The sequence below is a fragment of the Niabella terrae genome, from assembly GCF_054783135.1.
Genome location: NZ_BAAGRD010000005.1, coordinates 270,401 through 295,085, shown reverse-complemented (window position 1 = coordinate 295,085; position 24,685 = coordinate 270,401). Strand labels below are relative to the sequence as shown.

General features: G+C 46.3%; 35 protein-coding genes. 3 read left to right on the top strand and 32 right to left on the bottom strand.

Going from position 1 to position 24,685, the window contains the following annotated elements:
* Positions 1-7 precede the first annotated feature (7 nt).
* From rfbC to ACYVI9_RS07180, 4 genes are all read right to left on the bottom strand, one after another.
* The gene (gene rfbC, locus ACYVI9_RS07195) at positions 8-535 is read right to left on the bottom strand and encodes a dTDP-4-dehydrorhamnose 3,5-epimerase (protein WP_460762622.1); all 528 of its coding nucleotides are present in this window, start codon (positions 533-535) and stop codon (positions 8-10) included.
* Positions 532-1,641 carry a CDP-glucose 4,6-dehydratase gene (rfbG, locus tag ACYVI9_RS07190; protein WP_460762619.1) on the bottom strand — a complete coding sequence of 370 codons (1,110 nt, stop codon included), beginning with the start codon at positions 1,639-1,641 and terminating at the stop codon, positions 532-534. Before rfbG ends, rfbC begins: the two co-directional genes overlap by 4 nt.
* The gene (rfbF, locus tag ACYVI9_RS07185) at positions 1,605-2,381 is read right to left on the bottom strand and encodes a glucose-1-phosphate cytidylyltransferase (protein ID WP_460762616.1); all 777 of its coding nucleotides are present in this window, start codon (positions 2,379-2,381) and stop codon (positions 1,605-1,607) included. Before rfbF ends, rfbG begins: the two co-directional genes overlap by 37 nt.
* Before the next feature lie 71 nt (positions 2,382-2,452).
* Positions 2,453-3,250, bottom strand: a complete 798-nt coding sequence (locus ACYVI9_RS07180) for a menaquinone biosynthetic enzyme MqnA/MqnD family protein (RefSeq protein WP_460762613.1) — start codon at positions 3,248-3,250, stop codon at positions 2,453-2,455.
* Between the two features lie 100 nt (positions 3,251-3,350).
* Between ACYVI9_RS07180 and purB the strand changes: the two genes are divergently transcribed.
* Positions 3,351-4,688: an adenylosuccinate lyase gene (purB, locus tag ACYVI9_RS07175; protein WP_460762610.1), complete on the top strand. Its 1,338-nt coding sequence runs from the start codon at positions 3,351-3,353 to the stop codon at positions 4,686-4,688.
* Between the two features lie 10 nt (positions 4,689-4,698).
* On the opposite strand, the gene ACYVI9_RS07170 is transcribed toward purB, so the two are convergent.
* The 24 genes from ACYVI9_RS07170 to rpsJ all read right to left on the bottom strand — a co-directional run bounded on the left by ACYVI9_RS07170 (position 4,699) and on the right by rpsJ (position 19,065).
* Entirely contained in the window at positions 4,699-5,943 is a 1,245-nt protein-coding gene (locus ACYVI9_RS07170; protein WP_460762608.1) for a BaiN/RdsA family NAD(P)/FAD-dependent oxidoreductase, read from the bottom strand.
* 40 nt (positions 5,944-5,983) lie between these two features.
* Complete coding sequence (gene map, locus ACYVI9_RS07165) at positions 5,984-6,781, bottom strand: type I methionyl aminopeptidase (protein WP_460762605.1); 798 nt, start codon at positions 6,779-6,781, stop codon at positions 5,984-5,986.
* 69 nt (positions 6,782-6,850) lie between these two features.
* The gene (secY, locus tag ACYVI9_RS07160; RefSeq protein ID WP_460762602.1) at positions 6,851-8,191 is read right to left on the bottom strand and encodes a preprotein translocase subunit SecY; all 1,341 of its coding nucleotides are present in this window, start codon (positions 8,189-8,191) and stop codon (positions 6,851-6,853) included.
* 75 nt (positions 8,192-8,266) lie between these two features.
* Entirely contained in the window at positions 8,267-8,716 is a 450-nt protein-coding gene (gene rplO, locus ACYVI9_RS07155) for a 50S ribosomal protein L15 (protein WP_460762599.1), read from the bottom strand.
* Between the two features lie 123 nt (positions 8,717-8,839).
* Positions 8,840-9,019: a 50S ribosomal protein L30 gene (gene rpmD, locus ACYVI9_RS07150; protein WP_460762596.1), complete on the bottom strand. Its 180-nt coding sequence runs from the start codon at positions 9,017-9,019 to the stop codon at positions 8,840-8,842.
* Between the two features lie 101 nt (positions 9,020-9,120).
* Positions 9,121-9,639 carry a 30S ribosomal protein S5 gene (gene rpsE / locus ACYVI9_RS07145; protein WP_460762594.1) on the bottom strand — a complete coding sequence of 173 codons (519 nt, stop codon included), beginning with the start codon at positions 9,637-9,639 and terminating at the stop codon, positions 9,121-9,123.
* Between the two features lie 26 nt (positions 9,640-9,665).
* Positions 9,666-10,022 carry a 50S ribosomal protein L18 gene (rplR, locus tag ACYVI9_RS07140; protein WP_460762592.1) on the bottom strand — a complete coding sequence of 119 codons (357 nt, stop codon included), beginning with the start codon at positions 10,020-10,022 and terminating at the stop codon, positions 9,666-9,668.
* Between the two features lie 95 nt (positions 10,023-10,117).
* Positions 10,118-10,672, bottom strand: coding sequence for a 50S ribosomal protein L6 (gene rplF / locus ACYVI9_RS07135; protein ID WP_460762589.1), 555 nt, complete (start codon positions 10,670-10,672; stop codon positions 10,118-10,120).
* Positions 10,673-10,786: 114 nt separating this feature from the next.
* A complete protein-coding gene (gene rpsH, locus ACYVI9_RS07130) occupies positions 10,787-11,185 on the bottom strand; it encodes a 30S ribosomal protein S8 (protein ID WP_460762587.1) in 399 nt (132 codons plus the stop codon).
* 122 nt (positions 11,186-11,307) lie between these two features.
* Positions 11,308-11,577 (bottom strand): 30S ribosomal protein S14, encoded by a 270-nt coding sequence (gene rpsN / locus ACYVI9_RS07125; RefSeq protein WP_460762584.1) that lies wholly within the window; start codon positions 11,575-11,577, stop codon positions 11,308-11,310.
* A gap of 21 nt (positions 11,578-11,598) precedes the next feature.
* On the bottom strand, positions 11,599-12,177 hold the full coding sequence (rplE, locus tag ACYVI9_RS07120; RefSeq protein WP_460762581.1) for a 50S ribosomal protein L5: 579 nt from the start codon (positions 12,175-12,177) through the stop codon (positions 11,599-11,601).
* A 26-nt stretch (positions 12,178-12,203) separates the two neighbouring features.
* A complete protein-coding gene (gene rplX / locus ACYVI9_RS07115; protein ID WP_460762579.1) occupies positions 12,204-12,539 on the bottom strand; it encodes a 50S ribosomal protein L24 in 336 nt (111 codons plus the stop codon).
* Between the two features lie 95 nt (positions 12,540-12,634).
* Positions 12,635-13,003: a 50S ribosomal protein L14 gene (gene rplN, locus ACYVI9_RS07110; protein ID WP_460762576.1), complete on the bottom strand. Its 369-nt coding sequence runs from the start codon at positions 13,001-13,003 to the stop codon at positions 12,635-12,637.
* Between the two features lie 85 nt (positions 13,004-13,088).
* Entirely contained in the window at positions 13,089-13,346 is a 258-nt protein-coding gene (rpsQ, locus tag ACYVI9_RS07105; RefSeq protein WP_460762574.1) for a 30S ribosomal protein S17, read from the bottom strand.
* A 24-nt stretch (positions 13,347-13,370) separates the two neighbouring features.
* Complete coding sequence (gene rpmC, locus ACYVI9_RS07100; protein ID WP_460762572.1) at positions 13,371-13,586, bottom strand: 50S ribosomal protein L29; 216 nt, start codon at positions 13,584-13,586, stop codon at positions 13,371-13,373.
* A 97-nt stretch (positions 13,587-13,683) separates the two neighbouring features.
* A complete protein-coding gene (rplP, locus tag ACYVI9_RS07095; protein WP_460762569.1) occupies positions 13,684-14,106 on the bottom strand; it encodes a 50S ribosomal protein L16 in 423 nt (140 codons plus the stop codon).
* A gap of 104 nt (positions 14,107-14,210) precedes the next feature.
* Complete coding sequence (gene rpsC / locus ACYVI9_RS07090; protein WP_460762566.1) at positions 14,211-14,957, bottom strand: 30S ribosomal protein S3; 747 nt, start codon at positions 14,955-14,957, stop codon at positions 14,211-14,213.
* A 9-nt stretch (positions 14,958-14,966) separates the two neighbouring features.
* A complete protein-coding gene (rplV, locus tag ACYVI9_RS07085) occupies positions 14,967-15,389 on the bottom strand; it encodes a 50S ribosomal protein L22 (protein ID WP_460762564.1) in 423 nt (140 codons plus the stop codon).
* 134 nt (positions 15,390-15,523) lie between these two features.
* Positions 15,524-15,790, bottom strand: a complete 267-nt coding sequence (gene rpsS / locus ACYVI9_RS07080; protein WP_460762561.1) for a 30S ribosomal protein S19 — start codon at positions 15,788-15,790, stop codon at positions 15,524-15,526.
* A gap of 67 nt (positions 15,791-15,857) precedes the next feature.
* Positions 15,858-16,697 carry a 50S ribosomal protein L2 gene (gene rplB / locus ACYVI9_RS07075; protein ID WP_460762558.1) on the bottom strand — a complete coding sequence of 280 codons (840 nt, stop codon included), beginning with the start codon at positions 16,695-16,697 and terminating at the stop codon, positions 15,858-15,860.
* 99 nt (positions 16,698-16,796) lie between these two features.
* Positions 16,797-17,096: a 50S ribosomal protein L23 gene (rplW, locus tag ACYVI9_RS07070; protein ID WP_460762556.1), complete on the bottom strand. Its 300-nt coding sequence runs from the start codon at positions 17,094-17,096 to the stop codon at positions 16,797-16,799.
* Positions 17,097-17,152: 56 nt separating this feature from the next.
* Complete coding sequence (gene rplD, locus ACYVI9_RS07065) at positions 17,153-17,797, bottom strand: 50S ribosomal protein L4 (RefSeq protein ID WP_460762553.1); 645 nt, start codon at positions 17,795-17,797, stop codon at positions 17,153-17,155.
* A 62-nt stretch (positions 17,798-17,859) separates the two neighbouring features.
* A complete protein-coding gene (gene rplC, locus ACYVI9_RS07060) occupies positions 17,860-18,477 on the bottom strand; it encodes a 50S ribosomal protein L3 (protein ID WP_460762551.1) in 618 nt (205 codons plus the stop codon).
* Positions 18,478-18,759: 282 nt separating this feature from the next.
* Positions 18,760-19,065, bottom strand: a complete 306-nt coding sequence (rpsJ, locus tag ACYVI9_RS07055; protein ID WP_008584585.1) for a 30S ribosomal protein S10 — start codon at positions 19,063-19,065, stop codon at positions 18,760-18,762.
* Between the two features lie 623 nt (positions 19,066-19,688).
* Here rpsJ and pafA point away from each other — a divergent pair.
* The gene (gene pafA, locus ACYVI9_RS07050; protein ID WP_460762548.1) at positions 19,689-21,317 is read left to right on the top strand and encodes an alkaline phosphatase PafA; all 1,629 of its coding nucleotides are present in this window, start codon (positions 19,689-19,691) and stop codon (positions 21,315-21,317) included.
* 130 nt (positions 21,318-21,447) lie between these two features.
* Entirely contained in the window at positions 21,448-21,711 is a 264-nt protein-coding gene (locus tag ACYVI9_RS07045; protein WP_460762545.1) for an acyl-CoA-binding protein, read from the top strand.
* A gap of 89 nt (positions 21,712-21,800) precedes the next feature.
* Here ACYVI9_RS07045 and rpsG read toward each other — a convergent pair whose 3' ends face one another.
* The 4 genes from rpsG to ACYVI9_RS07025 all read right to left on the bottom strand — a co-directional run bounded on the left by rpsG (position 21,801) and on the right by ACYVI9_RS07025 (position 24,630).
* Complete coding sequence (rpsG, locus tag ACYVI9_RS07040) at positions 21,801-22,268, bottom strand: 30S ribosomal protein S7 (protein WP_460762543.1); 468 nt, start codon at positions 22,266-22,268, stop codon at positions 21,801-21,803.
* 39 nt (positions 22,269-22,307) lie between these two features.
* Complete coding sequence (rpsL, locus tag ACYVI9_RS07035) at positions 22,308-22,682, bottom strand: 30S ribosomal protein S12 (RefSeq protein ID WP_114790683.1); 375 nt, start codon at positions 22,680-22,682, stop codon at positions 22,308-22,310.
* Positions 22,683-22,902: 220 nt separating this feature from the next.
* Positions 22,903-23,733, bottom strand: coding sequence for an amidohydrolase family protein (locus ACYVI9_RS07030; RefSeq protein ID WP_460762540.1), 831 nt, complete (start codon positions 23,731-23,733; stop codon positions 22,903-22,905).
* 45 nt (positions 23,734-23,778) lie between these two features.
* Entirely contained in the window at positions 23,779-24,630 is an 852-nt protein-coding gene (locus ACYVI9_RS07025) for a fumarylacetoacetate hydrolase family protein (RefSeq protein ID WP_460762538.1), read from the bottom strand.
* Between the last annotated feature and the right edge of the window lie 55 nt (positions 24,631-24,685).

The window sequence follows — 24,685 nt, the reverse complement described above, 5'->3', positions numbered from 1 at the left end:
TGATCATTTATAAAGCAGGATGCTGCTGATCCCGATCAGAAATTTCTGTAACTGCCATTGGCCATTCTATGTTCAATTTAGGGTCATTATACAATAAACCAGATTCAAATTCCGGCTGGTAGTACGCTGTATGCTGGTAGAGCAACTCAGCATTGTCTGTCAGACTCTGAAACCCGTGCGCGAACCCCTCTGGAATATAGATCATTTTCTTGTTCACAGCAGAGAGTTCCGCGCCAAACCATTGTAAATAAACGGGCGAGTCTTCCCGCATGTCAACGATCACATCAAATACAGAACCCGCAATACAGCGGACCGTTTTAATTTCTCGGTGGGGTGGTAATTGAAAATGCATGCCCCGTATCGTTCCTTTCAATGCTGTGAAGGAATGATTCATCTGTACCCATTCTTTTTGGTGACCGATTTGTTCAAATTCCCTGGCACAGTAGCTACGCATAAACCAGCCCCTGCTGTCTCCAATAGGAGCAAGTTGAATCAGATAACTTCCCGGTAAGGGTGTGGCTATAAAGTCCATCATGACCAATAAGCGGCGATTTGTTGTTGTGTAATAGCCAGTGCGGCATTAGTATCTGTGGCTACAGCCTTGTACCAGTCGATGGTCCACTGTATGGCAGTGATGGCATCGAGCCGGGGTTGCCAGTTCAGGACAGTTAACGCCTTCTCAATATCCAGTTGAAGCAACCCTGCTTCGTGTGGCTGTGCAGGATCAGAGACGTCAGTCCAGCTGCCACTGCCCCAGGCCTGTATGGCCTGATCGACCAGGGAGCGGACCGGCAGATGATCGGCAGGCCGGGGTCCAAAATTATAAGCCCCGGACAAACTCAGGTCCTGGCTTAAGTTCCGGGCCAACTGCAAATAGCCGGTCAAAGGTTCCAGTACATGTTGCCAGGGGCGTACCGCATCGGGATTTCTAACGGCAATCGGTTCCTGTTGTTCCAGCGCCCGTACAATATCAGGCAGGATCCGGTCCTGACTAAAGTCTCCACCCCCGATCACATTGCCGGCTCTCACAGAAGCGACCGCCTTCTGATGTGCGGCATAAGTCCCCGTATTAAAAAATGAATTACGGAAAGCATCGACAACTATTTCCGTGCAGGCTTTACTGGCGCTGTAAGGATCATAACCTCCCAGTCGGTCGGTTTCCTTATAAGCGATATTCTGCTCAATATTTTCGTATACTTTATCGGTTGTAATAATCAGGGTAGTGCATTTACCTGCCAGTCCTCTCAGCGCTTCCAGCAGATTGGCGGTACCGATGGCATTCACTTCAAAAGTCTCAGCGGGGATTTCATAACTACGCCGCACCAGCGGTTGCGCCGCCAGATGAAAGATATAATCCGGGGCAAAGCGTTCCAGTTCATAGTGCAGTCTTTTCTTATCCCGGATATCTGCGATAACGGAATGGCTGACATCCAAGGGCTGGAGTAGATCATACAAAGCCGGTTGTCCCGCTGGCTCCAGCGCATAGCCCTTAACCCGGGCACCCAGGGCGTTCAATAACATGCAGAACCATGCGCCCTTAAAACCGGTATGTCCGGTAACAAAGACTTTTTTGCCTTCAAACGCTGATCTCAATATTTGCTGATTTACCACAGTTTCCACTTTGCTTTTCCGGTTTGCCATAAATGCTCCAGCTCAATTTTATCCCGCAATGCGTCCATAGGTTTCCAGAAACCTTTATGTTGGTACGCCTGCAATTGTCCGGCAGCAGCCAGTCGCTCAAGCGGCTGGTCCTCCCACATCATCTGGGTCATATCTTCTTTCAGATAATCAAAAACCTCCGGATTCAATACAAAGAATCCACCATTGATCCATTTACTTTCATCCTTGGCCTTTTCCTTGAAAGAAGTCACTTCGCCTTCGGGTGCAATATCCATGCCGCCAAATCGTGAATCCATCTGAATAGCCGTCACCGTAGCCGTCTTGCCTCCCTGCTTATGAAACTCCAGCAGGGCAGGTATGTTTACGTCACCCACGCCGTCGCCATAGGTAAGCATAAAGGGTTCTGCGCCTATATAGGACTGTACCCGTTGCAGACGGCCGGCGGTTTTCGTTTCAGCGCCGGTATCTACCAGGGTAATTCGGAAATTCTCACTTTTATTGGCATGGTATTCCACCTGGTTATTCCCGATATCGATGGTCAGGTCGGCATTGTGGAGAAAATAGTTCATGAAATACTCCTTGATCATATAACCGCGGTAGCCCAGACATACGATAAAATCATTAAAACCATAATGGCTGTAAATTTTCATGATATGCCATAAAATCGGCTTGCCGCCGATCTCGACCATGGGTTTGGGTCTGACACCGGTTTCTTCTGATAAACGGGTACCTAATCCGCCTGCAAAAATGACTACTTTCATTATTAATGGGTTTTCCCCTTTATGCGCAAAAATAAGGCTATCGGGCCAACCGGCAGGCCAACTTAACAGTTTTAGTCATCCCGGCTTTCCACCGGTGAAATACCCGCCTTCGAAGCAGGTGGCACAGGGCTGCTGAGACTGTCTAAGAACAGCTGCAATCCTCGTCGTTTATCACTGTCGAGTTCATAGCTCAGATTTACGGAGAAATACTTTTTCAGATCATAAAGGCCGTTATTAAATCCCGCAGCAATCTCGTCGATATGCTGCAATCCATAGGCATTGGCGCTGTCAAATTCCTGTATAAATGCAGCGGATAGCGGCCGGGCACTGACCCAGGCCGCAAATACAAAAGGCAGACCGGTAGCGGCCAGCCATTCACCCGCCAGATCATAGGTGTACGCTGAATGGCCGCGTTGCATAAGGGCCCGGTCACCAATAATCAGTGCGGCAGTAGTACCTTGAATTTCAGCGATATAGGAATCATCCGTTGCGGCGATGATTTCAGGATTAATCTTCCAGTGATGACGCAGCAGCCATAAAAGCAGTTGTACCGAAGAACGGCTCTGGTAATCGAGATAAATCCGTTCGATCTGTTCTACAGGCTGCTGACTGAAAAGCGCCACAGACGCTACATCACCGGTGGCACCGATACAATATTTACCATTGATATAATACGCCGGCAAAAAGGGGATCACGGCCACAGGTACCAGACCCAGGTCGATTTGCCCCTGGATCAGCTGATCCGCGAGTGAAGCCGGATGGGCTTCCAATAAATCGATTTTATCTTTAATGGGTAAACGTTCCAGCCCGTAAATCAAAGGTCTGGTGTTTAAGTAACTAACAATTCCTACTCTTATCTTTTCTTCCACCTTGAATGCTTATTTTTGCGCGGTAAAGATAATCAAGTTCGAAGTTTCATAAGAGCCGCAGCCTGAATGTCACAAAACTTTATACCAAATTTTACATAACATGTCTTTAACCGCAATATCTCCCATTGACGGCCGCTATAATAGTCAGGTGGCTTCTCTGAAGGAATATTTTAGTGAATATGCCCTGATAAAATACAGGGTCATCGTGGAAATCGAATACCTGCTGCTGCTGGCAGACCGGAAATTCCTTAAACTTTCAGCCGCTGCCAGGAAGGGCCTTCGCGAACTGGCGGAAAATTTCGATGTCGAATCTGCCGGAAAGATCAAGGAAATTGAAAAGATCACCAATCACGACGTCAAAGCCGTAGAGTATTTTCTGAAAGAACAATTGGATAACATTGGTGCCGGCGCGGCCAAGGAATGGGTACATTTCGGACTAACTTCTCAGGACATCAATAATACGGCTATTCCCCTGCTCTGGAAACACAGCCTGGAATATGAATTACTGCCTGCTTACCTCAACCTGCAGCAAAGACTCGGTGCGATGGCCCGGCAATGGGCTTCCGTTTCTATGCTGGCAAGAACCCACGGGCAACCCGCTTCTCCCACCAAGCTGGGTAAGGAATTGATGGTTTTCGTGGAACGTATCGACCAACAGATTTTATTATTGAGTTCCATCCCTTTCGCAGCTAAATTCGGTGGCGCTACCGGTAATTTCAACGCCCATCATGTGGCCTTTCCCCGTACTGACTGGATTAAATTTGCCAATCATTTTGTAGATGATATCCTGGGACTCCATCGGATGCAGTATACCACACAGATTGAACACTACGACTGTCTGGCGGCTCATTTTGATGGCATTAAAAGAATTAATACGATTCTGATTGATTTATGCCGGGACATCTGGACCTATATCAGTATGGAATATTTCAAGCAAAAGACCAAAAAAGGTGAAGTAGGCTCCTCCGCAATGCCTCATAAAGTCAATCCTATTGATTTTGAAAATGCAGAAGGAAATCTGGGTATTGCCAATGCCGGACTGGAACACCTGGCGGCAAAATTACCAGTGAGCCGGCTGCAAAGGGATCTCACCGACAGCACCGTTCTGCGTAATATTGGCGTGCCGGTAGCCCATACACTAATTGCAATCCGGAGCCTTGAAAAAGGACTGGGTAAACTGCTCTTAAATGAAAAAGCACTCAAGGAGGATCTGGAACAAAACTGGGCGGTAGTGGCCGAAGCGATTCAGACCATCCTGCGTCGGGAGCAATATCCGAATCCCTATGAGGCGCTAAAAGCACTAACAAGGGGCAAAAGCGGTATCGACAAGAAATCCCTGCACCAGTTCATTCAGGGCCTGAAAATACCAGCAGCGGTAAAAGCTGAATTAAAGAAAATCACACCGCATAATTACACCGGGATCGTCGCAAAATATTAAATGTTCCAGTTCAGGATGCTTCCTGCATCAAACGCGCAATGCCCTGGGCCGCCACCCAGCCGGTGGTCCAGGCATTCTGGAAATTATACCCCCCGGTAATACCATCGACATCGATGACTTCACCGGCAAAAAAGAGACCGGGAACTTTTTTGCTCATCATGCTGCCGGCGTCGATTTCCGCCAGGTCAATCCCTCCGGCGGTTACAAATTCTTCCTTGAAACTCGTTTTACCCTGCACCTGAAAAATGCCACCAGTCAATTGAAAGACCAGTTGTTGCTGTTGTCGCGCCGGCAAGTCCGCCCAACGACAGTCTGCGGCAATACCCGACTGATCCAGCAGGAAGGTCCAGAGTCGCTGTGGTAATCCAAGGGGATTTCGCTGATGCAATAAAGCAGCACCTTTTTCCCGCCGCCATTGCATACATAGCTCCCGAAGACTGTGCTCGTTATATTCAGGCACCCAATTGACCTGGACTTCAAACCGCCATTGCTTTTCTGCCAGTTCACGGGCACCGTAAGCACTCAGTTTTAATACAGCGGGTCCACTCAGCCCCCAATGGGTAATCAATACAGGCCCCTCTTGTTGGAGGGATCCGCCTTTGAGCCGTACCCGGGCCGTTTGAACACTGAGGCCCATCAGTCCGGTAATCGGATGCCGCGGCAGATTAAAGGTAAACAGTGAAGGTACGGGTGCAATGATGCGGTGTCCCGTTTGTTGCAGCCAGTCATACAAAACGGAACGGGGATAGCCGCCACAGGCCACACAGACAGCATCAGCAATGTACTGATGCCCCTCGGCAGTGGTCAGTTTAAAGGCAGTCGCGGTTTTTTCAATCTGCTGCACGGCACGGTGCAGTTCAATCTGGACGCCTGCACCTGCTGCCTGATCCAGCAGACAGTTTATGATGCTCTGGGAGCTATCTGAAACCGGGAACATCCGGCCGTCTGACTCCGTTTTGAGCTTGACACCACGGCTTTCGAACCATTGAATGGTATCGGTTGTAAAAAACTGATGAAATATTTTTTTCAGGAAGCGGGCGCCCCGGGGATAGCGGTGGGTCATTTCCGGAATATCAAAGCAGGCATGGGTGAGATTACAGCGTCCCCCGCCACTGATCTTCACTTTGGATAAAAGTTTTCCGGATTTTTCCAATAGGACCACCCGAAGATGGGGTTGCTTCAGGGCGGCATTAATGGCGCAGAAAAAACCGGCAGCCCCACCCCCTATAACGACCAATGTCTTTTGAGACTTCAATATTGCGTTGATTTATATCCGGATCCGACCCTACTTATGATTAACAGACAAATAAATGCGGATTGGCAGCTTCAGCGGCTTCGATGGGCGCATAATTAGACAGTATATCTGCCCGCCCCTTCCTTACACAGACATCATGTTCAAAATGCACAGAGGGTTGCCCGTCGCTGGTCTTTACAGTCCAGCCATCTTTTTCTGTAAATACGTCTTTAGTACCCAGATTGATCATGGGTTCAATGGCCAGTACCATACCTTCCTTAAGCTTGGTTCCACTGCCACGTCGACCATAATTAGGAACCTGGGGATCCTCATGCATCCGCTGTCCCAGACCATGACCCACTAGTTCCCTCACTACACCATAGCCATGTTGCTTTTCAGTAAAGTCCTGGATCGCAAATCCGATATCACCGATCCGATTCCCGGCAACCGCTTGCTCAATCCCTTTGTAAAGCGAAGCTTTGGTGACCCGGATTAGCTCCTGCCAGGGAGCTTCCGGCGCTCCGATTGCAAATGTATAGGCATGATCACCATGCCAACCATTCAGTACGACACCAATATCGATAGAGACAATATCACCTTCTTTCAAAGGTTCATTCGTCGGAAATCCGTGTACGACCACATCGTTTACGGAGATACAGGAATTAAAAGGGTATCCATGATAATTGAGAAAGGATGGAACTGCCTGGTGATCTTTTATATAGCCGCCAATAAACTCGTCAAGGAAGCGGGTGGTCACACCGGGCTTCAGGAGGCCGGCGACCTCTGTCAGGGTCTGACTGACCAGCAGTGCGCTTTTACGCATCAGTTCTATCTGTTCATTCGTCTTTATTTGAATCATAAGGCTGCAAATTTCGTAAAAAAAACCCGGTAAAATACCGGGTTTACTATAAATTCTTTGAATGGTCGTTTAGATCTGGATGGCAGAAGTTGCCTGACGGCCCTGAATGCGGCCACTCTTCATCAGCCCATCATACTGACGCATCATCAAATGGGTTTCAATTTGCTGCAGGGTATCCAGAATTACGGCCACCATAATCAGCAGCGACGTACCCCCGAAGAACATGGCAAATGACATGGTCATACCAAACATCAACTGAACAATTCCGGGAAGAATACCTACCAGCGCCAGCAATATCGAACCCGGGAACGTAATCCGGTCCATAATGGTTCCAATATAGTCGGTCGTTGGCTGGCCGGGTTTCACGCCTGGAATGAAGCCATTGTTCTGTTTCAGGTTATCTGAAATCTGTTTGGGGTTAAAGATCAGGGCTGTATACAGAAAGGTAAATCCAATCACCACCAGCGAGTAAATCAGCATATACCAGCCATTGGTATGATCCGTAAATATCTTACTTAAGGAACTATTGGGATTACCCATGGTAAACAAGGTCGGAACGAAGATGATCGCCTGGGCAAAGATGATCGGCATCACCCCGGCCGCATTCACTTTCAGCGGCAGAAACTGTCGGGCACCACCAAACTGACGGTTGCCTACGATCTGTTTGGCATAATTTACCGGAACTTTGCGTACCGCCTGAATCAGCAGGATACAACCCAGGTTTATCAGAATGTACAGGGCAATTTCAATGATAAAGATCAGAATGTTACCGGTACGTTCAGAACGGAAAGTCAATTCCTGGGCAAAAGACTGCGGCAGTCGGGCGAGGATACCAATCATGATGATTAATGAAGTACCATTACCCAATCCCTTATCCGTGATTTTCTCACCCAGCCACATAACGAAAAGCGTACCTGCAGTGAGCACTACGACAGTCGTCAGCGTAAAGAAAGTATTACCGAACGCAGGAATAATCGCCGGACCGGAAGTCTGGCGGATATAGGCCACATAGGCAAAAGCCTGTACAAAGGTTACCGCTACCGTAATATAGCGGGTAATCTGATTGATCTTTTTGCGGCCGCTTTCCCCCTCTTTCTGCATTTTCTGGAAAGAAGGTACCAGTACCGTCATCAACTGTATAAAAATCGAAGCGGTGATATAGGGCATGATCCCCAGGGCGAAAATGGAGGCCATATTGAAGGCCCCACCAGCGAATGTATTGATCAGATCCAGGATACCGGTCTGCGCATTGGATTTACTGTATTGCTCCAGGATGATGGGGTTGATCCCGGGCAATGTGATAAAGGCTCCAATACGATAAACGGCAGTCAGTAATAAAGTGTAAAGAATCTTCTTTCTTAACTCTTCAATACTCCATATATTCTTAAGTGTTTGAATGAATTTTTTCACCTGATTTTTTTCTTAATTAGTCAATCGTCAAAATGAAATGACGCACCACCGTGCGTCAATAATGCGATCCAAGTGTTACTTCAGGAGTTCAACGGAACCACCGGCAGCTTCTATTACGGATTTTGCTTTTTCACTGAGTGCATGTACTTTGAAACTGAATTTTCCTTTCAGTTCACCGTTGCCCAGCACTTTCACTTTATCCGATTTACCTATAGCCCCGATACTGTACAGGCTCTCAGCCGAAAACTCACTCAGACCATATGCTTCAGCAAAATGATCGAACTGACCCACATTAAATATTTTATATTCAATCCTGTCCGGATTCTTAAAGCCTCTTTTGGGAACCCGGCGCTGAATCGGCATCTGACCACCTTCAAATCCCATTTTGGATTTATAGCCAGCCCGGCTTTGTGCACCCTTATTACCTTTGGTAGAAGTACCGCCAAATCCGCTTCCTTCACCACGACCGATTCTTTTCTGTTTGTGTGTTGCGCCTTTCGCAGGCCTTAATTCATGTAATTTCATCTTAAATTGCTTTTTTAGTACTTACGCCTCAAAGCGGAGGCTCGCATCTTAATAGTTGGCAAATGTAATTCTAAAATCATAAAATGCAGCGATTCGGGCTACATTTCCTTGCACTGCCTTTTTTTAGATCTCTTCCACTTTCAGCATATGCTCCACTTTACGGATCATACCCTGAATCTGGGGTGTAGCTTCCACTTCTTTGCTGCTGTTGGTTTTATTCAACCCCAGCGCTTTTAAGGTAAGCTTTTGCCTTTCGGGACGATCAATCGGGCTTTTTACCAGTGTTATTCTTACTTTCTTCATGATTCCCTCCTTCTATCCGCCAAGCAGCGGAAGGGTTTTTATGGATAAAAAATTGATAATTACTTTGGACTTCAGGTTCAATCTCCTTCGAGTAGCTAATCTTATCCCTGAAATACCTTTTTCAGGCCGACATTCCGTGTTTTGGCGATTTGAACCGGCTCTCTTAACATAGCCAGTGCTTTATAAGTCGCCTTTACCACATTGTGCGGATTAGCTGATCCCATAGATTTTGCCAGTACGTTCTGAATACCTGCTGCTTCCAAAACCGCACGCATAGAACCTCCTGCGATCACACCGGTACCCGGTGTAGCCGGTAAAATCATCACTTTAGCAGCCCCTTCCTTGCACCACTGATCGTGGGGAATGGTTCCTTTCAGGATGGGTACTTTAATCAGATTCTTTTTGGCATCCTCTATCCCTTTGGTAATCGCTTCCTGTACTTCCTTGGCTTTACCCAGTCCATGTCCCACAATTCCGTTGCCATCGCCCACTACTACCAGGGCGGAGAAACTAAAAGCACGGCCACCTTTAGTGGTTTTAACCACACGGTTAATAGCAACCACTTTGTCCTTTAACTCAAGATCGCTGGCTTTTACTTTGTTGTACGTAACTTTTGACATTATATCTGTTTATAATTATGTAAGTATTAAAATTCCAGGCCGCCTTCCCGGGCACCTTCTGCTACCGCTTTCACCCGGCCATGGTACAAATAGCCACCCCGATCGAAAACCACCTGCTTAACATTCAGCTCCACTGCTTTACGGGCGATAGCCACACCGACCAGCTTACCTTTTTCACTTTTGGTACCGCTCTGGGCTTTAATATCCTTATCTTTTGAAGAAGCAGCCGCTATGGTAACACCTTTGCTGTCATCTATCAGTTGTGCATAGATATCTGTATTACTGCGGAATACTGCCAGCCGGGGTTTTTGAGCGGATCCGCTCAGCTTCTGACGAATGGTACGGCGGATCTTGATTCTTCTTAATGATTTTGCGTTTGACATCTTTATATATTTGAGATTCGAGATTTGAGATTTGAGATTTCTATACCCAACAGATCTCCTGCTCTCTTTAAAGTTTAAATTTTGCCTTCAGTTCCTTATTTGCCTGCAGACTTACCGGCTTTCTTCCTTACAATTTCACCGACAAAGCGAACCCCTTTTCCTTTATAAGGTTCCGGTTTGCGCAGGCTGCGGATCTTGGCACAAACGGCGCCCACCAGTTGCTTGTCAGAACCACTGATGGTGATAATCGGATTTTGTCCTTTCAGTTGTTCAGTAGCTACTGACAACTCTTTGGGAACTTCCACAATGATATTATGAGAATATCCCAGGGATAAATCCAGTACATTTCCCTGATTGGTGGCTTTATAACCTACCCCGACCAGTTCGAGCTTTTTCTCGTAACCTTCAGAAACACCCTGAACCAGGTTTGCAATCAGGGCGCGATACAAACCATGCAGTGCGCGGTGATGAATCTGGTCCGTAGGTCGTCCAATCAGGACTTCACCTTCCTTTACTTCCACTTTTATTTCGGAATTAACCGCTTGTCTGAGTTCGCCTTTCTTACCTTTTACGGTAACAACATTATCGCTTCCTACCTGCAGGCTCACTCCCTCGGGAAGCAGAATCGGTTTTTTACCTATACGTGACATCTTAATTTCAGATTTAAACCTGCCAGGCAGGTGATTATAAATTTATATTTGTTTTTATCAACCGGTCAGCCTGTATAGGACGGGCTTAATGTATTGATAAATATTCTTGATCTCTTAGTAAATATGACACAACACTTCACCGCCCACATTCTGTGCTCTGGCGTCTTTGTCTGTCATAACACCTTTGGAAGTTGAAATGATCGCTACACCTAAACCGTTTTTCACGCGCTTAATATCTGCGGGTTTTGCATATTGACGCAGACCCGGACGGCTGATTCTTTCCAGACTATGGATAGCCGGCTTCCTGCTTTCGTTATCGTATTTCAGGGCAATTTTTATCACACCCTGTTTGTTATCATCCTCAAACTTATACTTCAGGATATAGCCTTGTTTGTACAGAATCTCAGTAATGCGTTTTTTCAGATTGGAGGCGGGAATATCCACGATCCGGTGTCCTGCCATTTGCGCATTACGTATTCTAGTTAAAAAATCTGCAATTGGATCTGTTACCATAATCTTTTTAAGATTGTCCCGATTTACACCGGGAGGTTAAATTAAATATTTTCTACTCTTGTTCCTGGTCGGTGGTATCCGGTTTTAAAATGCTATTTTAACCCTGATACCTGCATCCAAAACTACCAGCTGGCTTTCTTCAGCCCTGGGATTTTGCCATTCAGCGCCATGTCCCTGAGTGCTACCCTGGAAATACCAAAATAACGAACATAGCCTTTGGGACGCCCGGAAATCTGGCACCTGTTTTTCAAGCGTACTTTAGAAGAGTTTCTGGGCAACTTGTCCAGGGCGGCATAGTCTCCGGCCTGTTTCAGCGCTTCTCTCTTTTCAGCATACTGCTCCACCATTTTTTCCCTTTTTTTCTGACGGGCTATAATTGATTTCTTTGCCATTTGTTACGTTTATTTATCTGTTTATGCTTCGGCTTGCTTTCTGGCATTTCTGAAAGGCATTCCTAATTCTTTCAGTAATTCATAAGCTTCTTCATCGGTATTTGCTGTTGTCACGAAAGTGATGTCCATACCGGTGATTTTGTTCACCTTGTCAATATCGATTTCAGGAAATATGATCTGCTCGGTAACACCCATGGTGAAATTACCGCGACCGTCAAAAGACTTTTCATTGATGCCTTTAAAATCCCGCACCCGTGGAAGGGTTACAGAGATCAGACGATCCAGAAACTCAAACATTTTTTCGCCGCGCAGCGTCACCCGGGCTCCGATGGGCATGTTTTTACGCAGCTTAAAGTTTGAAATATCTTTCTTGGAATTGGTAACTACTGCCTTCTGACCGGTAATAGTGGTTAATTCTTCCACTGCAATATCCACCAGTTTCTTATCGGCAACAGCACCGTTCACACCGCGGTTCACGCAGATTTTTTCCAGTTTGGGTGCCTGCATGACACTTTTATATCCAAATTTCTTCACCAGAGCGGGTACTACATCACTTTTGTATTTACCTGCCAGTCTGGGGCTATATTTTGTTGTACTCATGATCTTGTTATTTAATCGCTGAAAGACTAAAGTTTAGTACCCGATTTCTTTAAAGTACGGACGGTTTTTCCGTTTTCACGCTCCCGTTTTACTTTAGAAGGACCTTTCTCCTTGGCATCCCAAAGCATTACGTTGCTGATGTGAATCGGCGCTTCAGCCTTGATAATACCACCTTGTGTATTTTGAGCGGATGGCTTGGTATGACGTGTCTTGATATTGACACCTTCTACCAGTACTTTGGCTTCATCAACCAGTACTTGCTTTACCAGGCGCGGTTTGGTTTTATCTTTATCAGCACCGGTTATCACAACCACCTGATCGCCTTTTTTAATATTGTACTTGAGTTTAAATCTGTTGCTCATTTTATTTTGCTTTCTTTATGCTTAATGCGTAAGCCCTGATCGCCAGGCGCTTTTTATGGTGATACCTTCGGCCAGAGGCCACGGGTAGATTACTTTTACAGTACTTCAGGAGCCAGTGAAACAATCTTCATGTGACCCTTATCACGCAATTCACGGGCTACCGGTCCAAAGATCCGGGTACCTCTGGGTTCATCAGCTGCATTTAAAATCACGACAGCATTATCATCAAACCGGATATAGGATCCGTCTTTGCGGCGCAATTTGTTGGTCGTGCGCACAATAACCGCTTTCGCAACGGTGCCTTTTTTAATACCACCGGCAGGCATTGCATTTTTTACCGTAACTACAATTTTATCGCCGATTCTAGCATAACGCTGTCCGCTGTTGCCCAGCACACGAATACAAAGCACTTCTTTCGCGCCGCTGTTATCAGCTACATTTAACCTGCTTTCTTGCTGTATCATCTTTTGCTTTTTAGTATTTAGTATTTAGTACCTAGTACTTAGATACAAAAATTATTTCCACCTACTGAATACTCAGTACCTTACTCTATTTAACTTTCTCCACAACTTCCACCAGTCTCCAGCGCTTCAATTTACTCAGCGGACGGGTTTCCATAATTTTTACGGTGTCACCAATGCTGCACTCATTATTAGCATCATGTGCGTGGAACTTGGTAGTTTTTTTCAAAAACTTACCATAAATAGGGTGTTTTACTTTTCTTTGAATGGCAACGGTAATGGTTTTATCCATCTTGTTGCTGGTAACAACCCCTGTTCTCGTTTTTCTTAAATTTCTTTCAGACATTGTAAACTATTTGTCGTTTGTTGTTTATGCTTGCTCAACCTCAGCTTTCTGATTGATCAGCGTTTGAATCCGTGCAATATCCTGACGCAGGGCCCTGATAGACATCGGGTTCTCCAGCGGCGTTATGGCGTGTGCGAATTCCAGCTTTTTTAATCTTTGTTTGGACTGTTCCATTTGTGCCTTCAAATCCTCCAGGCTCAGTCCCTTTATGCTGTCTAAAAATTCTTTTTTCTTTGACATGATTTATAATTTGCTCATTGGTGATTAGCGCATCCGCTACTATTGTTATCCACCGGCATGATACAACTGTCAGGGTTGCATTTCTGCCGTTAGTACCTTAATTGGTAATCAGATCCCTGCGAATGGTGAACTTGGTCTTGATCGGCAGTTTACCGGAAGCCAGCGCCAGCGCCCTGCGGGCAACTTCTTCACTTACACCGTCAATTTCAAATATGATACGGCCAGGTTTTACTACCGCAGCCCAATATTCCAGGTTACCTTTACCTTTACCCATCCGAACTTCAGCCGGTTTATTGGTAATGGGTTTGTCTGGGAATATCCGGATCCACACATTACCTTCCCTCTTCATGCTACGGGTAAGCGCCTGACGGGCGGCTTCGATCTGACGGTCAGTGATCCAGTGAGAATCTAATGCCTTTAAAGCATAGGAACCAAAAGAAATAGTCGTACCTCTTTTAGCGTCGCCCTTCATGCGACCCTTCTGCATTTTCCTGTGCTTTGTTCTCTTCGGTTGTAACATCTTAATTTAATTTGATCATGTGATTACCTGTCCGGGGACGATGCTTCACATTTTATTTGAATTGCGTTCAACTGCTGCACCTCAAAGGTGGGCCGCTGACTATATTAATTTTTCCTATCACGGCCGCCGCGACGATCTCTTCTGTCTGATCCTCTGCGATCTCCGCCGATACCACCACCTTTCTCAGAACCAGAAATAAAGTTGGGGTTCAGATCTCTTTTCGCCAGCACTTCTCCTTTACTGATCCATACTTTGATACCGATTTTACCATACACGGTTTGTGCAAATACGTTGGCATAGTCGATATCCATACGCAGGGTATGCAAAGGCACACGACCTTGTTTGAACTCTTCGCTTCGGGCAATTTCCGCACCATTCAGACGACCACTCAGCTTCACCTTGATTCCTTCAGCGCCCATACGCAGTGCAGAAGCAATGGCCATTTTAGTGGCACGTTTGAAATTGATCCGGTTTTCAATCTGACGGGCGATCGTATCAGCTACGATCATCGCATCAGTTTCAGGACGACGGATCTCCAGGATATTGATCTGAACATCATCATTACCGGTCAGCTTTTTGAGTTCCTCCCGGATCCTGTCCACTTCACCCCCGCCTTTACCGATGATAATACCGGGTTTGGAAGTATGAATGGTAATAATCAGTTTACCCAGCGTTCTTTCGATTACAATCTTAGAAACGCCACCCTTATTGATACGGGCATTCAGGTAGGTTCTGATTTTATTATCTTCTATTAACTTGGAAGCGAAATCTTTTTTGCTTCCATACCAATTAGATTCCCATCCGCGGATGATACCTAACCTGTTACCAATTGGATTTGCTTTTTGACCCATATTTACTGGTTATGCTTTTTTAGATTCTTTTGTCTTTTTCGGAGCAGCTTTCTTGGCAGCGGGACGGGCTTTTTTCTTAGCCGGTGCTTCCTGCTCAGCTTTCACATCAACGATTAAAGTCACATGATTGCTGCGTTTACGAACACGGTAACCACGACCCTGGGGCGCCGGACGCATGCGTTTCAAAGTTCTGCCGCCGTCCACATAAATTGTTTTCACCACCAGTCCGGTCTCATCGCCACCTTCGTTTGCCTGTTTCCAGTTGCTGATGGCACTCAGGACCAGTTTCCGCAACGGTACAGCCGGATGTTTGGGATTGTGCTCTAATTCAGCCAATACCAGCTCCACACGCTGTCCGCGGATCAGGTCCGCAAGCAGCCTCATTTTACGGGGCGATGTGGGATAATTTCTAAGTTTTGCTACTGCTTCCATTTTTAATGTTTCAGGTTTCAGGTGGTCCGACGGTCAGGGAATCCTGCTGCGGCACCTTACTTTCAGTTTTTTAATTTACGATCCGGCTTGTGTCCTGCCCTGCCTAGCATGCTCCTCACACAAACCCTAATTAATTACTTGCTTCCGGCGTGACCTTTAAACTGGCGGGTAGGTGCGAACTCACCTAATTTATGTCCCACCATAAATTCAGTTACATATACCGGAATAAATTTATTACCGTTGTGAACTGCAAACGTGTGGCCTACAAAATCAGGAGTAATCGTAGAGCGACGGCTCCAGGTTTTGATCACTGATTTTTTATTTTTTCCTTCATTGATCGCCAACACTTTCTTTTCCAAGTGTGTAGCTACATAAGGACCTTTTTTAATTGAACGAGCCATTTAGATATCAGTTTTTTAGATTTTAGATTCCAGCTTTGACTTGCGGCCAATGCTGATCGATGTCATCTTATTTTGCCAGCTTGCTTCCGTCTTTACGCTGAATGATTAATTTGCTGCTTGCCTTACCCACAGTTCTGGTTTTCTCACCTTTAGCATATTTACCGGTACGGCTGCGGGGATGTCCGCCTGAAGCGCGCCCTTCACCACCACCCATTGGGTGATCTACTGGGTTCATCGCCACACCACGGTTACGGGGTTTGATACCTTTCCAGCGGTTGCGACCGGCTTTACCCATGCTTTGCAGGCTATGATCGCTGTTGCTCACCACACCAACGGTGGCAAAACAGTTGATCAATACTTTCCTCAGTTCTCCTGAAGGCATTTTTAAAACCGCGTATTTTTCTTCCTTATTCGTCAGCTGGGCAGAAGCTCCGGCACTGCGGGAAATTTTTCCACCCTGATTGGGATGCAGCTCAATATTGTGAACGTTGGTACCCAGGGGCATGTTTTTCAACTGCAGGGCATTTCCAATTTCAGGCGCTACCGCCTCGCCACTGATAATCTTCGCTCCCACGGAAAGGCCCTGTGGAGCAAGGATATAACGTTTTTCGCCATCGGTATATTCTACCAGGGCAATAAAGGCCGTACGGTTGGGATCATATTCAACAGAAGCCACCGTTGCTTCTACATTGTGCTTATCCCTTTTAAAATCAACGATACGGTATTTCTTTTTGTGACCACCGCCTCTGTATCGGGTTGTGCGATGACCGGAGGAGTTACGTCCACCCGTGCTTTTTTTAGGTTCCAGCAGGCTCTTTTCGGGCTTGTCTGTAGTAATTTCAGCGTAAGCATTTCCGATTCTCCACCGGGTGCCTGCTGTTACGGGTTTAAATTTTTTTACTGCCATTTTCTTTGTTCAGATTTTCAGTTCCGGAACGGGTCCGGGCGATATTGTATCCAGCACTTCGCGGCGGCTGTTTGCCTTTCTTCAGGTTCCTTATCAGACCTAGATATTCGAATACAGATCTATCGATTCTCCTTCTGCTACGGTAACGTAAGCTTTTTTATAGGAAGGTTTACGACCCTGAATAAACCCGGCTTTTGTAAATCGGGTTTTGTTCTTAGCCGGAGCAACCACCGTGTTGACACTGGTAACGGTTACACCATAAAAGCTTTCAATAGCTTTTTTGATTTCCAGCTTGTTTGATTTTTTAGCTACCTTAAAAGCATAGCGATGCAGTTTTTCCTGCTGCGCATTGGCTTTTTCGGTTAAAATCGGTTTTATTAAAACTTCAGAAGGGTTCATCTCTTTCTAATTTGATAATGTGTTTATTTATTTGCCGCTTTTACTGCGACCTGAGGCTATGCCTCCGCTGCCACTACTTCTTCCTCTTCAGTAAATATCTTCGCTGCACTTTCGGTAAGAACCAGTACTTCGGAATTTACGATATCATAAGTATTCAGATCACTTAATGAAATACCCAGCACGGATGGTACATTTCTCAAGGACAGTTCCACATTCTCATTGGGTTCTGCCAGAATGAACATCAGTTTCTTGTCGTCCACTTTCAGGGCTTTCAATACACCGGTGAATTCCTTTGTCTTTGGCGCTTCCAGGCTCAGGTCTTCTACGACCAGAATGGCTTGCTCTTTAGCTTTATAGGAAAGTGCGGAGATCTTGGCCAGATCTTTCACCTTTTTGTTCAGCTTAAAGTCGTAGCTATGGGGTTTGGGGCCGAAAATTGTACCACCACCTTTATACAACGGGTTGCGGATATTACCTTTACGGCTGCCACCAGTACCTTTTTGTTTATGCAGTTTCCGGCTGGAGCCTTTGACTTCAGCACGGGTCTTTACTTTATGGGTACCCTGACGCTGTGCTGCCAGGTATTGTTTTACTGCCAGGTAGATCACGTGATCATTGGGCTCAATACCGAAGATATCCTCGGGTAATTCTACTGAACGACCGGTACTCTTACCTGCTTTATTTAAAACTTCAACTTGCATTTTCTGTATTTTATCCGATCATCAACCGCTTTGAACCGGAAGATGATTTACATGAGTTTAAATTAATTTTGAACCAGTACGATCGAACCGATATGACCCGGAACAGATCCGCTTACCAGGATATAGTTCTTTTCAGCGAAAACCTTTACGATTTTCAGTCCTTTCATTTTTACCCTGTCACCACCCATACGGCCCGCCATACGCATACCTTTCATTACACGGCTGGCGTCAGATGAGTTACCCAGTGAACCTGGTGCCCGCTGACGATCATGCTGACCGTGGGACTGTTCACCTACCCCATGGAATCCATGGCGTTTAACAACACCCTGAAAACCTTTACCCTTGGAAGTACCTACCACGTTAACTTTTTCTCCCTCAGAGAAAATATCAACTGTTATAGATTCGCCCAGGGCTTTTTCTATTGAGAAATCACGAAATTCTTTGGAAAACTTTTTAGCGTTGGTGTTAGCTTTTGCGTAGTGGTTTTTTTCAGCCAGGTTAGTGCGGCTTTCTTTTTTGTCACCGAAAGACAACTGGAGTGCGTTATAGCCGTCATTGTCTTTGGTCTTCACCTGTGTGATCACACAGGGACCTGCTTCTATGATCGTACAGGCGGTTTGTTTGCCATTAGGATCGTAGATGCTGGTCATCCCTAATTTTTTCCCAATAATACCTTTCATCTTTTAAATGTTTATGCCTTGCAGGATTATTGGGACTTGGGGTATAAAATACCCTAATCGATCCCCGTTTGCCGCCAACCTTTTCCTTTTTCGGGAAGTACTGACAGTAAACAAACCCTGAATGGCTTGTTTTTATGTAGCCCCTTCTGCCCACCCGTAAGTGTCTTGAAGGGAATTATATGAAATCAGAGCTTTTTTCCCGGTCGGGCCGGTTGAAAGATGATATTGTAACTTATTGATTATAAGAACTGATGAGCCCCTGCTCAGAGGGGCTGCAAAGGCCTAGGCCTTGATTTCCACTTCAACACCGCTGGGCAGATCCAACTTGGATAAAGCGTCCACGGTACGGGAAGAGGAAGTATAAATATCTAACAACCTTTTATGCGTTGCCAGCTGAAACTGCTCACGGCTCTTTTTGTTGACGTGAGGAGAACGCAAAACAGTGAATATTTTACGGTGGGTCGGCAGCGGAATAGGGCCAGTTACCACGGCTCCGGTGCTTCGCACCGTCTTAACGATCTTTTCAGCGGACTTGTCCACCAGGTTGTGATCGTATGATTGTAATTTTATTCTGATTCTTTGCGACATTGTTAGATTCCCTTTTAAAATGGGAGTGCAAATGTACAGCTAAGAAATCGAATAATCTAATAATTATAATTATTTTTTTGAATTTTGAGCAGTGGTTGTTCCCTGCAGCTCCAGAATAGAAGATCCGAACCGGGTTCCGGCAGTTGATTTCAGCAACCTTCCGCTCCAACTACCTGTGATTCTATGGCAAAATTAAGAATTAATCGATTGATAATCAATTAAATTAGTTTTTATTTGGGCTTGCAGCAAACGCAGTATTCCCGATCTAAATGTCTTTCCTGTATTTGCTGTATTTTTTCCTTGGTCGGGTTCTTATTTTAACCTTCAGGCAGGGACCAGCAGCTACGCATACCTATGCTCCTTGAATGAGCCCCGGGGCCGCAATAACCAAGTGCCTTTTGGAAAAGTGGTTTTCGCTTTACCAGGAACGGTGGTGATGCTTCAGATCGGGGGATCTTGCGATGGCAAACGATTGTCAGTAGGGTGCCATGGACATCCCGCTGCGGTAACCACCGGCCGCGCCTACCCGGGATACCCTGATCTTGTCGTTTTCAATAAGTTAACCGCAGCACCTGTATCATTCCAAAGACGAAATCCTTATTTTTGGCAAAAAAGTACTCAAAATGAAACGATTCCATGCATTTTTCCTCTTTCTGTTTATTGGTTTTTCTACCGCATTCTCTCAGCCCATTCAACGTCCCAAACTGGTTATTGGTATCGTAGCCGACCAGATGCGTTGGGATTATCTGTACCGTTATTATGACCGGTATGGGGAAGATGGATTTAAAAGGCTGCTAGGTGAAGGTTTCAGTTGTGAAAATAACTTTATTAATTATATACCCTCCTATACCGCCATTGGCCATACTTCCGTATTTACCGGATCGGTACCGGCGATTCACGGTATTGCGGGTAATAACTGGATCGACCAGGCAACCGGAAAAAACACCTACTGTACCGAGGATTCCACCGTATCACCGGTGGGTACCACCAGTAATGCCGGTAAAATGTCGCCGCGCAACCTTCTGGCGACTACGATCACTGATGAGCTCCGTCTGGCCACCAATTTCCGGTCTAAAGTTATCGGCGTTTCACTGAAAGACCGGGCTTCCATTTTACCTGCGGGACACCACCCTACCGGTGCCTTCTGGTATGATGGCGAAACCGGCAATTTCATTACCAGCAGCTGGTACATGAAAGAATTACCCCAGTGGTTGCAGGGTTTTAATGCAAAAAAAGAGGCAGCATCACTCCTGTCCAAACCCTGGACACCGCTGTATCCCATTGAGACCTACAAACAAAGCACGCAGGACGATACCCGCTGGGAAGGAAAATTCAAAGGAGAAAGCAAGTCAAGCTTTCCCCATGATCTGGCGCAGCTCTACAAGAGCAATAAAGACATCATCAAGTCCACGCCATTCGGTAATACATTAACGCTTAACCTGGCCAAGGCTGCGGTTGAAGGCAACCAGCTGGGAGGCGGCGCTTTTACGGACTTCCTGACGATTAACCTGGCATCGACCGATTACGTGGGTCATATGTATGGTCCCAACTCTATTGAAATCGAAGATGTTTATCTGCGACTGGACAGGGACCTGGGCAATTTCCTGAAATACATGGACCAAAAACTGGGCAAGGGTAATTATCTGGTATTCCTGACAGCTGATCATGGCGCCGCTCATGCCATCAACTTTATGGCAGAATACCAAATGCCATCCGGGTTCCTGGGGCTGAAAAAAATTGTATCCGGACTCAATAAAGAATTGGCGTCCAAGTATGGACAGGAAAAACTGGTGATTTCAAATATGAACTACCAAATCCATTTTAATAAACAGGTGATTAAAGAAAAAAGCCTGGACTACGACGCGATTAAGAAAACCGCCCTGCAATACCTGAGAGCGGAACCCGACCTGCAGTTTGTCATCGATATTGAAAATATCGGTGCCGAACCCGTGCCTGAACCCATCAAAACCAAGACCATCAATGGCTATAACAGCAAACGTTCCGGCACCATACAGGTCATTCCCTATCCTGGCTGGTTCGAGGGTTCCCCAGGCGGCACCGGCACGACACACGGCACCTGGAATCCCCATGACACCCATATTCCACTGGTCTGGTTTGGATGGGGCATCAAACAGGGGAAGACCAATCGGACAACACATATTACTGATATTTCAGCTACCCTGGCGGCCCTGCTGCATATTCAGATGCCAAGTGGCTGTATCGGCGATCCGATTACCGAGATTACCCAGTAAATCCACTGCACCGGACAGTAACCTTTTTATGCCACCCTCCGGGGTGGCATTTTTAATTGACGCCGCGCAAGATTTTCCTGAGCCGGTCACATTACGGGCGCCATTCAGTAATTTGATAAAAATTTTTGAAATGGAAATTCAACAACAATTCGAAACTGCTGTAGCTGCCAGTAAGACACTGAGCGAAAAACCTTCCAATATGATCTTGCTTCAACTGTATGCTTTGTACAAGCAGGCTACCGAAGGCGATATTAATGTCGAGCCGCCAGCCAACCCTTTTGATATCGTCGCCAAGGCTAAATATGAGGCCTGGACCGAACAGAAAGGCAGCACCAATGAAGAAGCCATGCAGGCGTATATCGCTTTGGTGGATAAATTAAAAACGGGAAACTGAAACGGTATTCCCACCCCTAAAAAAGAAACCCGTTTCAAATTGAAACGGGTCCTTGAAAATTATATCAGGCTGTCAACCAGCACAGATGGTTAGATTCTGAAATGCGCGAAAGCCTTATTCGCTTCCGCCATACGGTGGGTATCTTCTTTCTTTTTGAAAGCGGCACCTTCACCTTTGCTGGCAGCAACGATTTCGTTAGCCAGTTTGTCTGCCATGCTGCGGCCATTGCGGTCACGGCTATAACGGATCAGCCATTTGATGCTCAGGGAAATCTTTCTGTCGGGACGTACTTCAGAAGGAATCTGAAAAGTGGCGCCACCGATACGACGGCTGCGTACCTCAACGGCCGGAGTTACATTCGCCAGGGCCTTTTTCCAGATTTCATAACCATCTTCGTTGGTTTGCTTGGCCACTTTATCCAGTGCGTCATAGAAAATAGTGAATGCCCCACTCTTTTTGCCTTCCCACATCAGGTTGTTCACAAAACGGGTCACCAGTTTATCATTGAATTTCGGATCTGGTGCTAAAGGGAGTTTCTTGGCTTGTGCTTTACGCATTGTATTGTAAATTTTTTAAATAGTCAGTTGATTACCGGATTACTTCTTGGCTTTTTTGGTTCCGTATTTGGAACGGCTTTGCTTACGGTCTTTTACACCGGCAGTATCCAGACTTCCCCGTACGATATGATAACGTACACCTGGTAAGTCTTTTACCCGGCCGCCACGTATCAATACGATGGAGTGCTCCTGTAAGTTATGGCCTTCTCCCGGAATATAGGCGATGACCTCAATTTTATTGGTTAAACGAACTTTAGCCACTTTACGGAGGGCAGAGTTCGGTTTCTTAGGTGTAGTGGTATAAACACGGGTACAAACACCACGACGCTGCGGACATTGGTCCAGCGCCCTGGATTTGCTCTTCGCTTTAATAATTTGTCTTCCTTTTCGAACTAACTGGTTAATTGTAGGCATTAACTTATCCTTTAAAATTTGGACGGCAAAGGTAAGATAAGAATTTGAACAAGCAAAAAAAATCCCAAAAATTAATATTCTTGGCTATTGAAGGCCCTCTTTCTGAACTGTGCCAGGGCAAACTGCAACAGGTACTCAAGTCGGATAATGCATAATTGTTTACTAATCAAATATTTGTATTCAAGTATTCATCAGGGGAAATCAGTAGGCCGGATGCTTACTAACGGAGCTGATAAAACCGAACGGCATTCCCACCAAAAAAGTCTGCCTGCTCCCGACTGCTGAAACCGGAAAAATAGCGCGCGACAATACCATACATTTTCTTATAGGAAGCTGCCAGCAGACAAACCGGCCAGTCGCTCCCATAAAGAATCCTCCGGGTGCCGAAGGCTTCCACCACCACATCCAGATAGGGTACAAAATCGGCATATTTCCATTGCTGCCAGTCGGATTCCGTTACCATACCGCTGATTTTACAGCAGACATTCGGCAGTGCAGCAATGGCCCGGATATCCCGTTTCCAGTCTGCTATTCCTCCAGTGCGAATGGGTGGTTTGGCAATATGATCGATTACAAAGGGCTGATCGGGATAGGCGGCTGCCAGCTGACGGGCAAAACCCAGCTGATCGGGAAAAATCAACAGGTCATAGGTAAACTGGTACCGATGCAACAGGCTGATGCCTCTTTTAAACCGCTTGCGTAGCATCAGGGCCCGGTCCTTTTCTCCCTGCAGCACATGACGGAATCCTTTCAGCTTTTTATAATAGCGGTAATGGGCCAGTTTCTCTTCAATATCAGAGGCCTGCAGGTCCACCCAGCCAACCACGCCTTTAATAAAATCGTGGCGGAGGGCATGGATAAGCTGAAACAGGGTTTCGGTTTCCGCCTGATCGCTCTGCACCACGACACAGCCGTCGATGCCATTTTGAGCCAGCAGGGGTTGCAAGTGACCCGGCAGGTAATCCCGCCGGATGCGTTGCATCGAATCATCAATCCACTGATCCCGGAGGGGATCATAGTTCCAGAAATGCTGATGCGCGTCAATTTTCATCGTCGAAGATTATTAACCGGACTGAAGGCAGCCGATAGCCGGCGTTTACGAATAGGCCACGCAGGTCTGACGGGAGCTGCCAAGACCGTCGATCCCCAGTTCCACGACATCCCCCGGTTTCAGATAGACGGAGGGACTGAAACCCATCCCCACCCCGGCAGGTGTTCCGGTAGAAATCACATCACCCGGAAGCAGGGTCATAAACCGGCTTACATAAGATATAATATGGGGGATCCTGAAAATAAAGTTGGCCGTATTTCCATCCTGCATGGTGCTGCCATTGACTTTCAGCCAGAGTCTAAGGTTGTCGGGATCCGCAATTTCGTCGCGGGTCGCCAGAAAGGGCCCCAGCGGTGCAAAACTGTCGCAGCCCTTCCCCTTATCCCAGGTACCGCCCCTTTCCAATTGAAAAGCTCTTTCACTCACGTCATTATGCAGTACATATCCTGCCACATAGTCCATGGCTTCCGCTTCCGCCACATAGGATGCTTTGCTGCCGATAACAATCGCCAGTTCCACTTCCCAATCAGTCTTCTCGGAATCCCGGGGTATGATGATGGAATCATTGGGACCACAAAGGGAAGTCGTCGACTTCATAAACAAAACCGGTTCTGCCGGCACAGCGGCGCCGGTTTCTTTGGCATGATCGGCATAATTGAGGCCGATACAGAGAATTTTGGAAGGCCGGGCTACCGGACTATCCAGCCGCTCGTCTTCACTGACCTGTGGTAGTTGGTCTTTTTGTGCTTCGATAAAAGCGCTGAGGCGTTCCAGCCCACCGGTTTCAAAAAACTGCTCATTATAATCTTCTCCGAATGCCGATGTATCATAGCGGCGATCATCGATTATGACACCGGTTTTAATCTGCCCCGGCTGGCCGTAACGTATTAATTTCATGTATCTTGTTATATATTAACTGCCTAATGCCTGATCAGGCGTAATGAAAAATTTA

Excerpts from the sequence above, each read along its gene's own strand:
- rplD (WP_460762553.1), bottom strand. The coding sequence starts at position 17,797 with ATGCAAGTTGAAGTTTTAAATAAAGCAGGTAAGAGTACCGGTCGTTCA.
- map (WP_460762605.1), bottom strand. The coding sequence starts at position 6,781 with ATGATTCAAATAAAGACGAATGAACAGATAGAACTGATGCGTAAAAGC.
- purB (WP_460762610.1), top strand. The coding sequence starts at position 3,351 with ATGTCTTTAACCGCAATATCTCCCATTGACGGCCGCTATAATAGTCAG.
- rplO (WP_460762599.1), bottom strand. The coding sequence starts at position 8,716 with ATGAAATTACATGAATTAAGGCCTGCGAAAGGCGCAACACACAAACAG.
- rpsQ (WP_460762574.1), bottom strand. The coding sequence starts at position 13,346 with ATGTCTGAAAGAAATTTAAGAAAAACGAGAACAGGGGTTGTTACCAGC.
- rfbC (WP_460762622.1), bottom strand. The coding sequence starts at position 535 with ATGATGGACTTTATAGCCACACCCTTACCGGGAAGTTATCTGATTCAA.
- rplC (WP_460762551.1), bottom strand. The coding sequence starts at position 18,477 with ATGAAAGGTATTATTGGGAAAAAATTAGGGATGACCAGCATCTACGAT.
- rpmC (WP_460762572.1), bottom strand. The coding sequence starts at position 13,586 with ATGTCAAAGAAAAAAGAATTTTTAGACAGCATAAAGGGACTGAGCCTG.
- rpsE (WP_460762594.1), bottom strand. The coding sequence starts at position 9,639 with ATGTCAAAAGTTACGTACAACAAAGTAAAAGCCAGCGATCTTGAGTTA.
- rpsG (WP_460762543.1), bottom strand. The coding sequence starts at position 22,268 with ATGCGTAAAGCACAAGCCAAGAAACTCCCTTTAGCACCAGATCCGAAA.
- rplW (WP_460762556.1), bottom strand. The coding sequence starts at position 17,096 with ATGAACCCTTCTGAAGTTTTAATAAAACCGATTTTAACCGAAAAAGCC.
- rpsH (WP_460762587.1), bottom strand. The coding sequence starts at position 11,185 with ATGGTAACAGATCCAATTGCAGATTTTTTAACTAGAATACGTAATGCG.
- rplN (WP_460762576.1), bottom strand. The coding sequence starts at position 13,003 with ATGATACAGCAAGAAAGCAGGTTAAATGTAGCTGATAACAGCGGCGCG.
- rpsL (WP_114790683.1), bottom strand. The coding sequence starts at position 22,682 with ATGCCTACAATTAACCAGTTAGTTCGAAAAGGAAGACAAATTATTAAA.
- rplV (WP_460762564.1), bottom strand. The coding sequence starts at position 15,389 with ATGGAAGCAGTAGCAAAACTTAGAAATTATCCCACATCGCCCCGTAAA.
- rplE (WP_460762581.1), bottom strand. The coding sequence starts at position 12,177 with ATGAGTACAACAAAATATAGCCCCAGACTGGCAGGTAAATACAAAAGT.
- rfbG (WP_460762619.1), bottom strand. The coding sequence starts at position 1,641 with ATGGCAAACCGGAAAAGCAAAGTGGAAACTGTGGTAAATCAGCAAATA.
- ACYVI9_RS07045 (WP_460762545.1), top strand. The coding sequence starts at position 21,448 with ATGGAAATTCAACAACAATTCGAAACTGCTGTAGCTGCCAGTAAGACA.
- rplB (WP_460762558.1), bottom strand. The coding sequence starts at position 16,697 with ATGGCAGTAAAAAAATTTAAACCCGTAACAGCAGGCACCCGGTGGAGA.
- ACYVI9_RS07025 (WP_460762538.1), bottom strand. The coding sequence starts at position 24,630 with ATGAAATTAATACGTTACGGCCAGCCGGGGCAGATTAAAACCGGTGTC.
- rpsN (WP_460762584.1), bottom strand. The coding sequence starts at position 11,577 with ATGGCAAAGAAATCAATTATAGCCCGTCAGAAAAAAAGGGAAAAAATG.
- rplX (WP_460762579.1), bottom strand. The coding sequence starts at position 12,539 with ATGAGCAACAGATTTAAACTCAAGTACAATATTAAAAAAGGCGATCAG.
- ACYVI9_RS07030 (WP_460762540.1), bottom strand. The coding sequence starts at position 23,733 with ATGAAAATTGACGCGCATCAGCATTTCTGGAACTATGATCCCCTCCGG.
- rplF (WP_460762589.1), bottom strand. The coding sequence starts at position 10,672 with ATGTCACGTATAGGTAAAAAACCGATTCTGCTTCCCGAGGGAGTGAGC.
- rfbF (WP_460762616.1), bottom strand. The coding sequence starts at position 2,381 with ATGAAAGTAGTCATTTTTGCAGGCGGATTAGGTACCCGTTTATCAGAA.
- rpmD (WP_460762596.1), bottom strand. The coding sequence starts at position 9,019 with ATGAAGAAAGTAAGAATAACACTGGTAAAAAGCCCGATTGATCGTCCC.
- rpsJ (WP_008584585.1), bottom strand. The coding sequence starts at position 19,065 with ATGTCGCAAAGAATCAGAATAAAATTACAATCATACGATCACAACCTG.
- rpsC (WP_460762566.1), bottom strand. The coding sequence starts at position 14,957 with ATGGGTCAAAAAGCAAATCCAATTGGTAACAGGTTAGGTATCATCCGC.
- rpsS (WP_460762561.1), bottom strand. The coding sequence starts at position 15,790 with ATGGCTCGTTCAATTAAAAAAGGTCCTTATGTAGCTACACACTTGGAA.
- pafA (WP_460762548.1), top strand. The coding sequence starts at position 19,689 with ATGAAACGATTCCATGCATTTTTCCTCTTTCTGTTTATTGGTTTTTCT.
- rplP (WP_460762569.1), bottom strand. The coding sequence starts at position 14,106 with ATGTTACAACCGAAGAGAACAAAGCACAGGAAAATGCAGAAGGGTCGC.
- rplR (WP_460762592.1), bottom strand. The coding sequence starts at position 10,022 with ATGTCAAACGCAAAATCATTAAGAAGAATCAAGATCCGCCGTACCATT.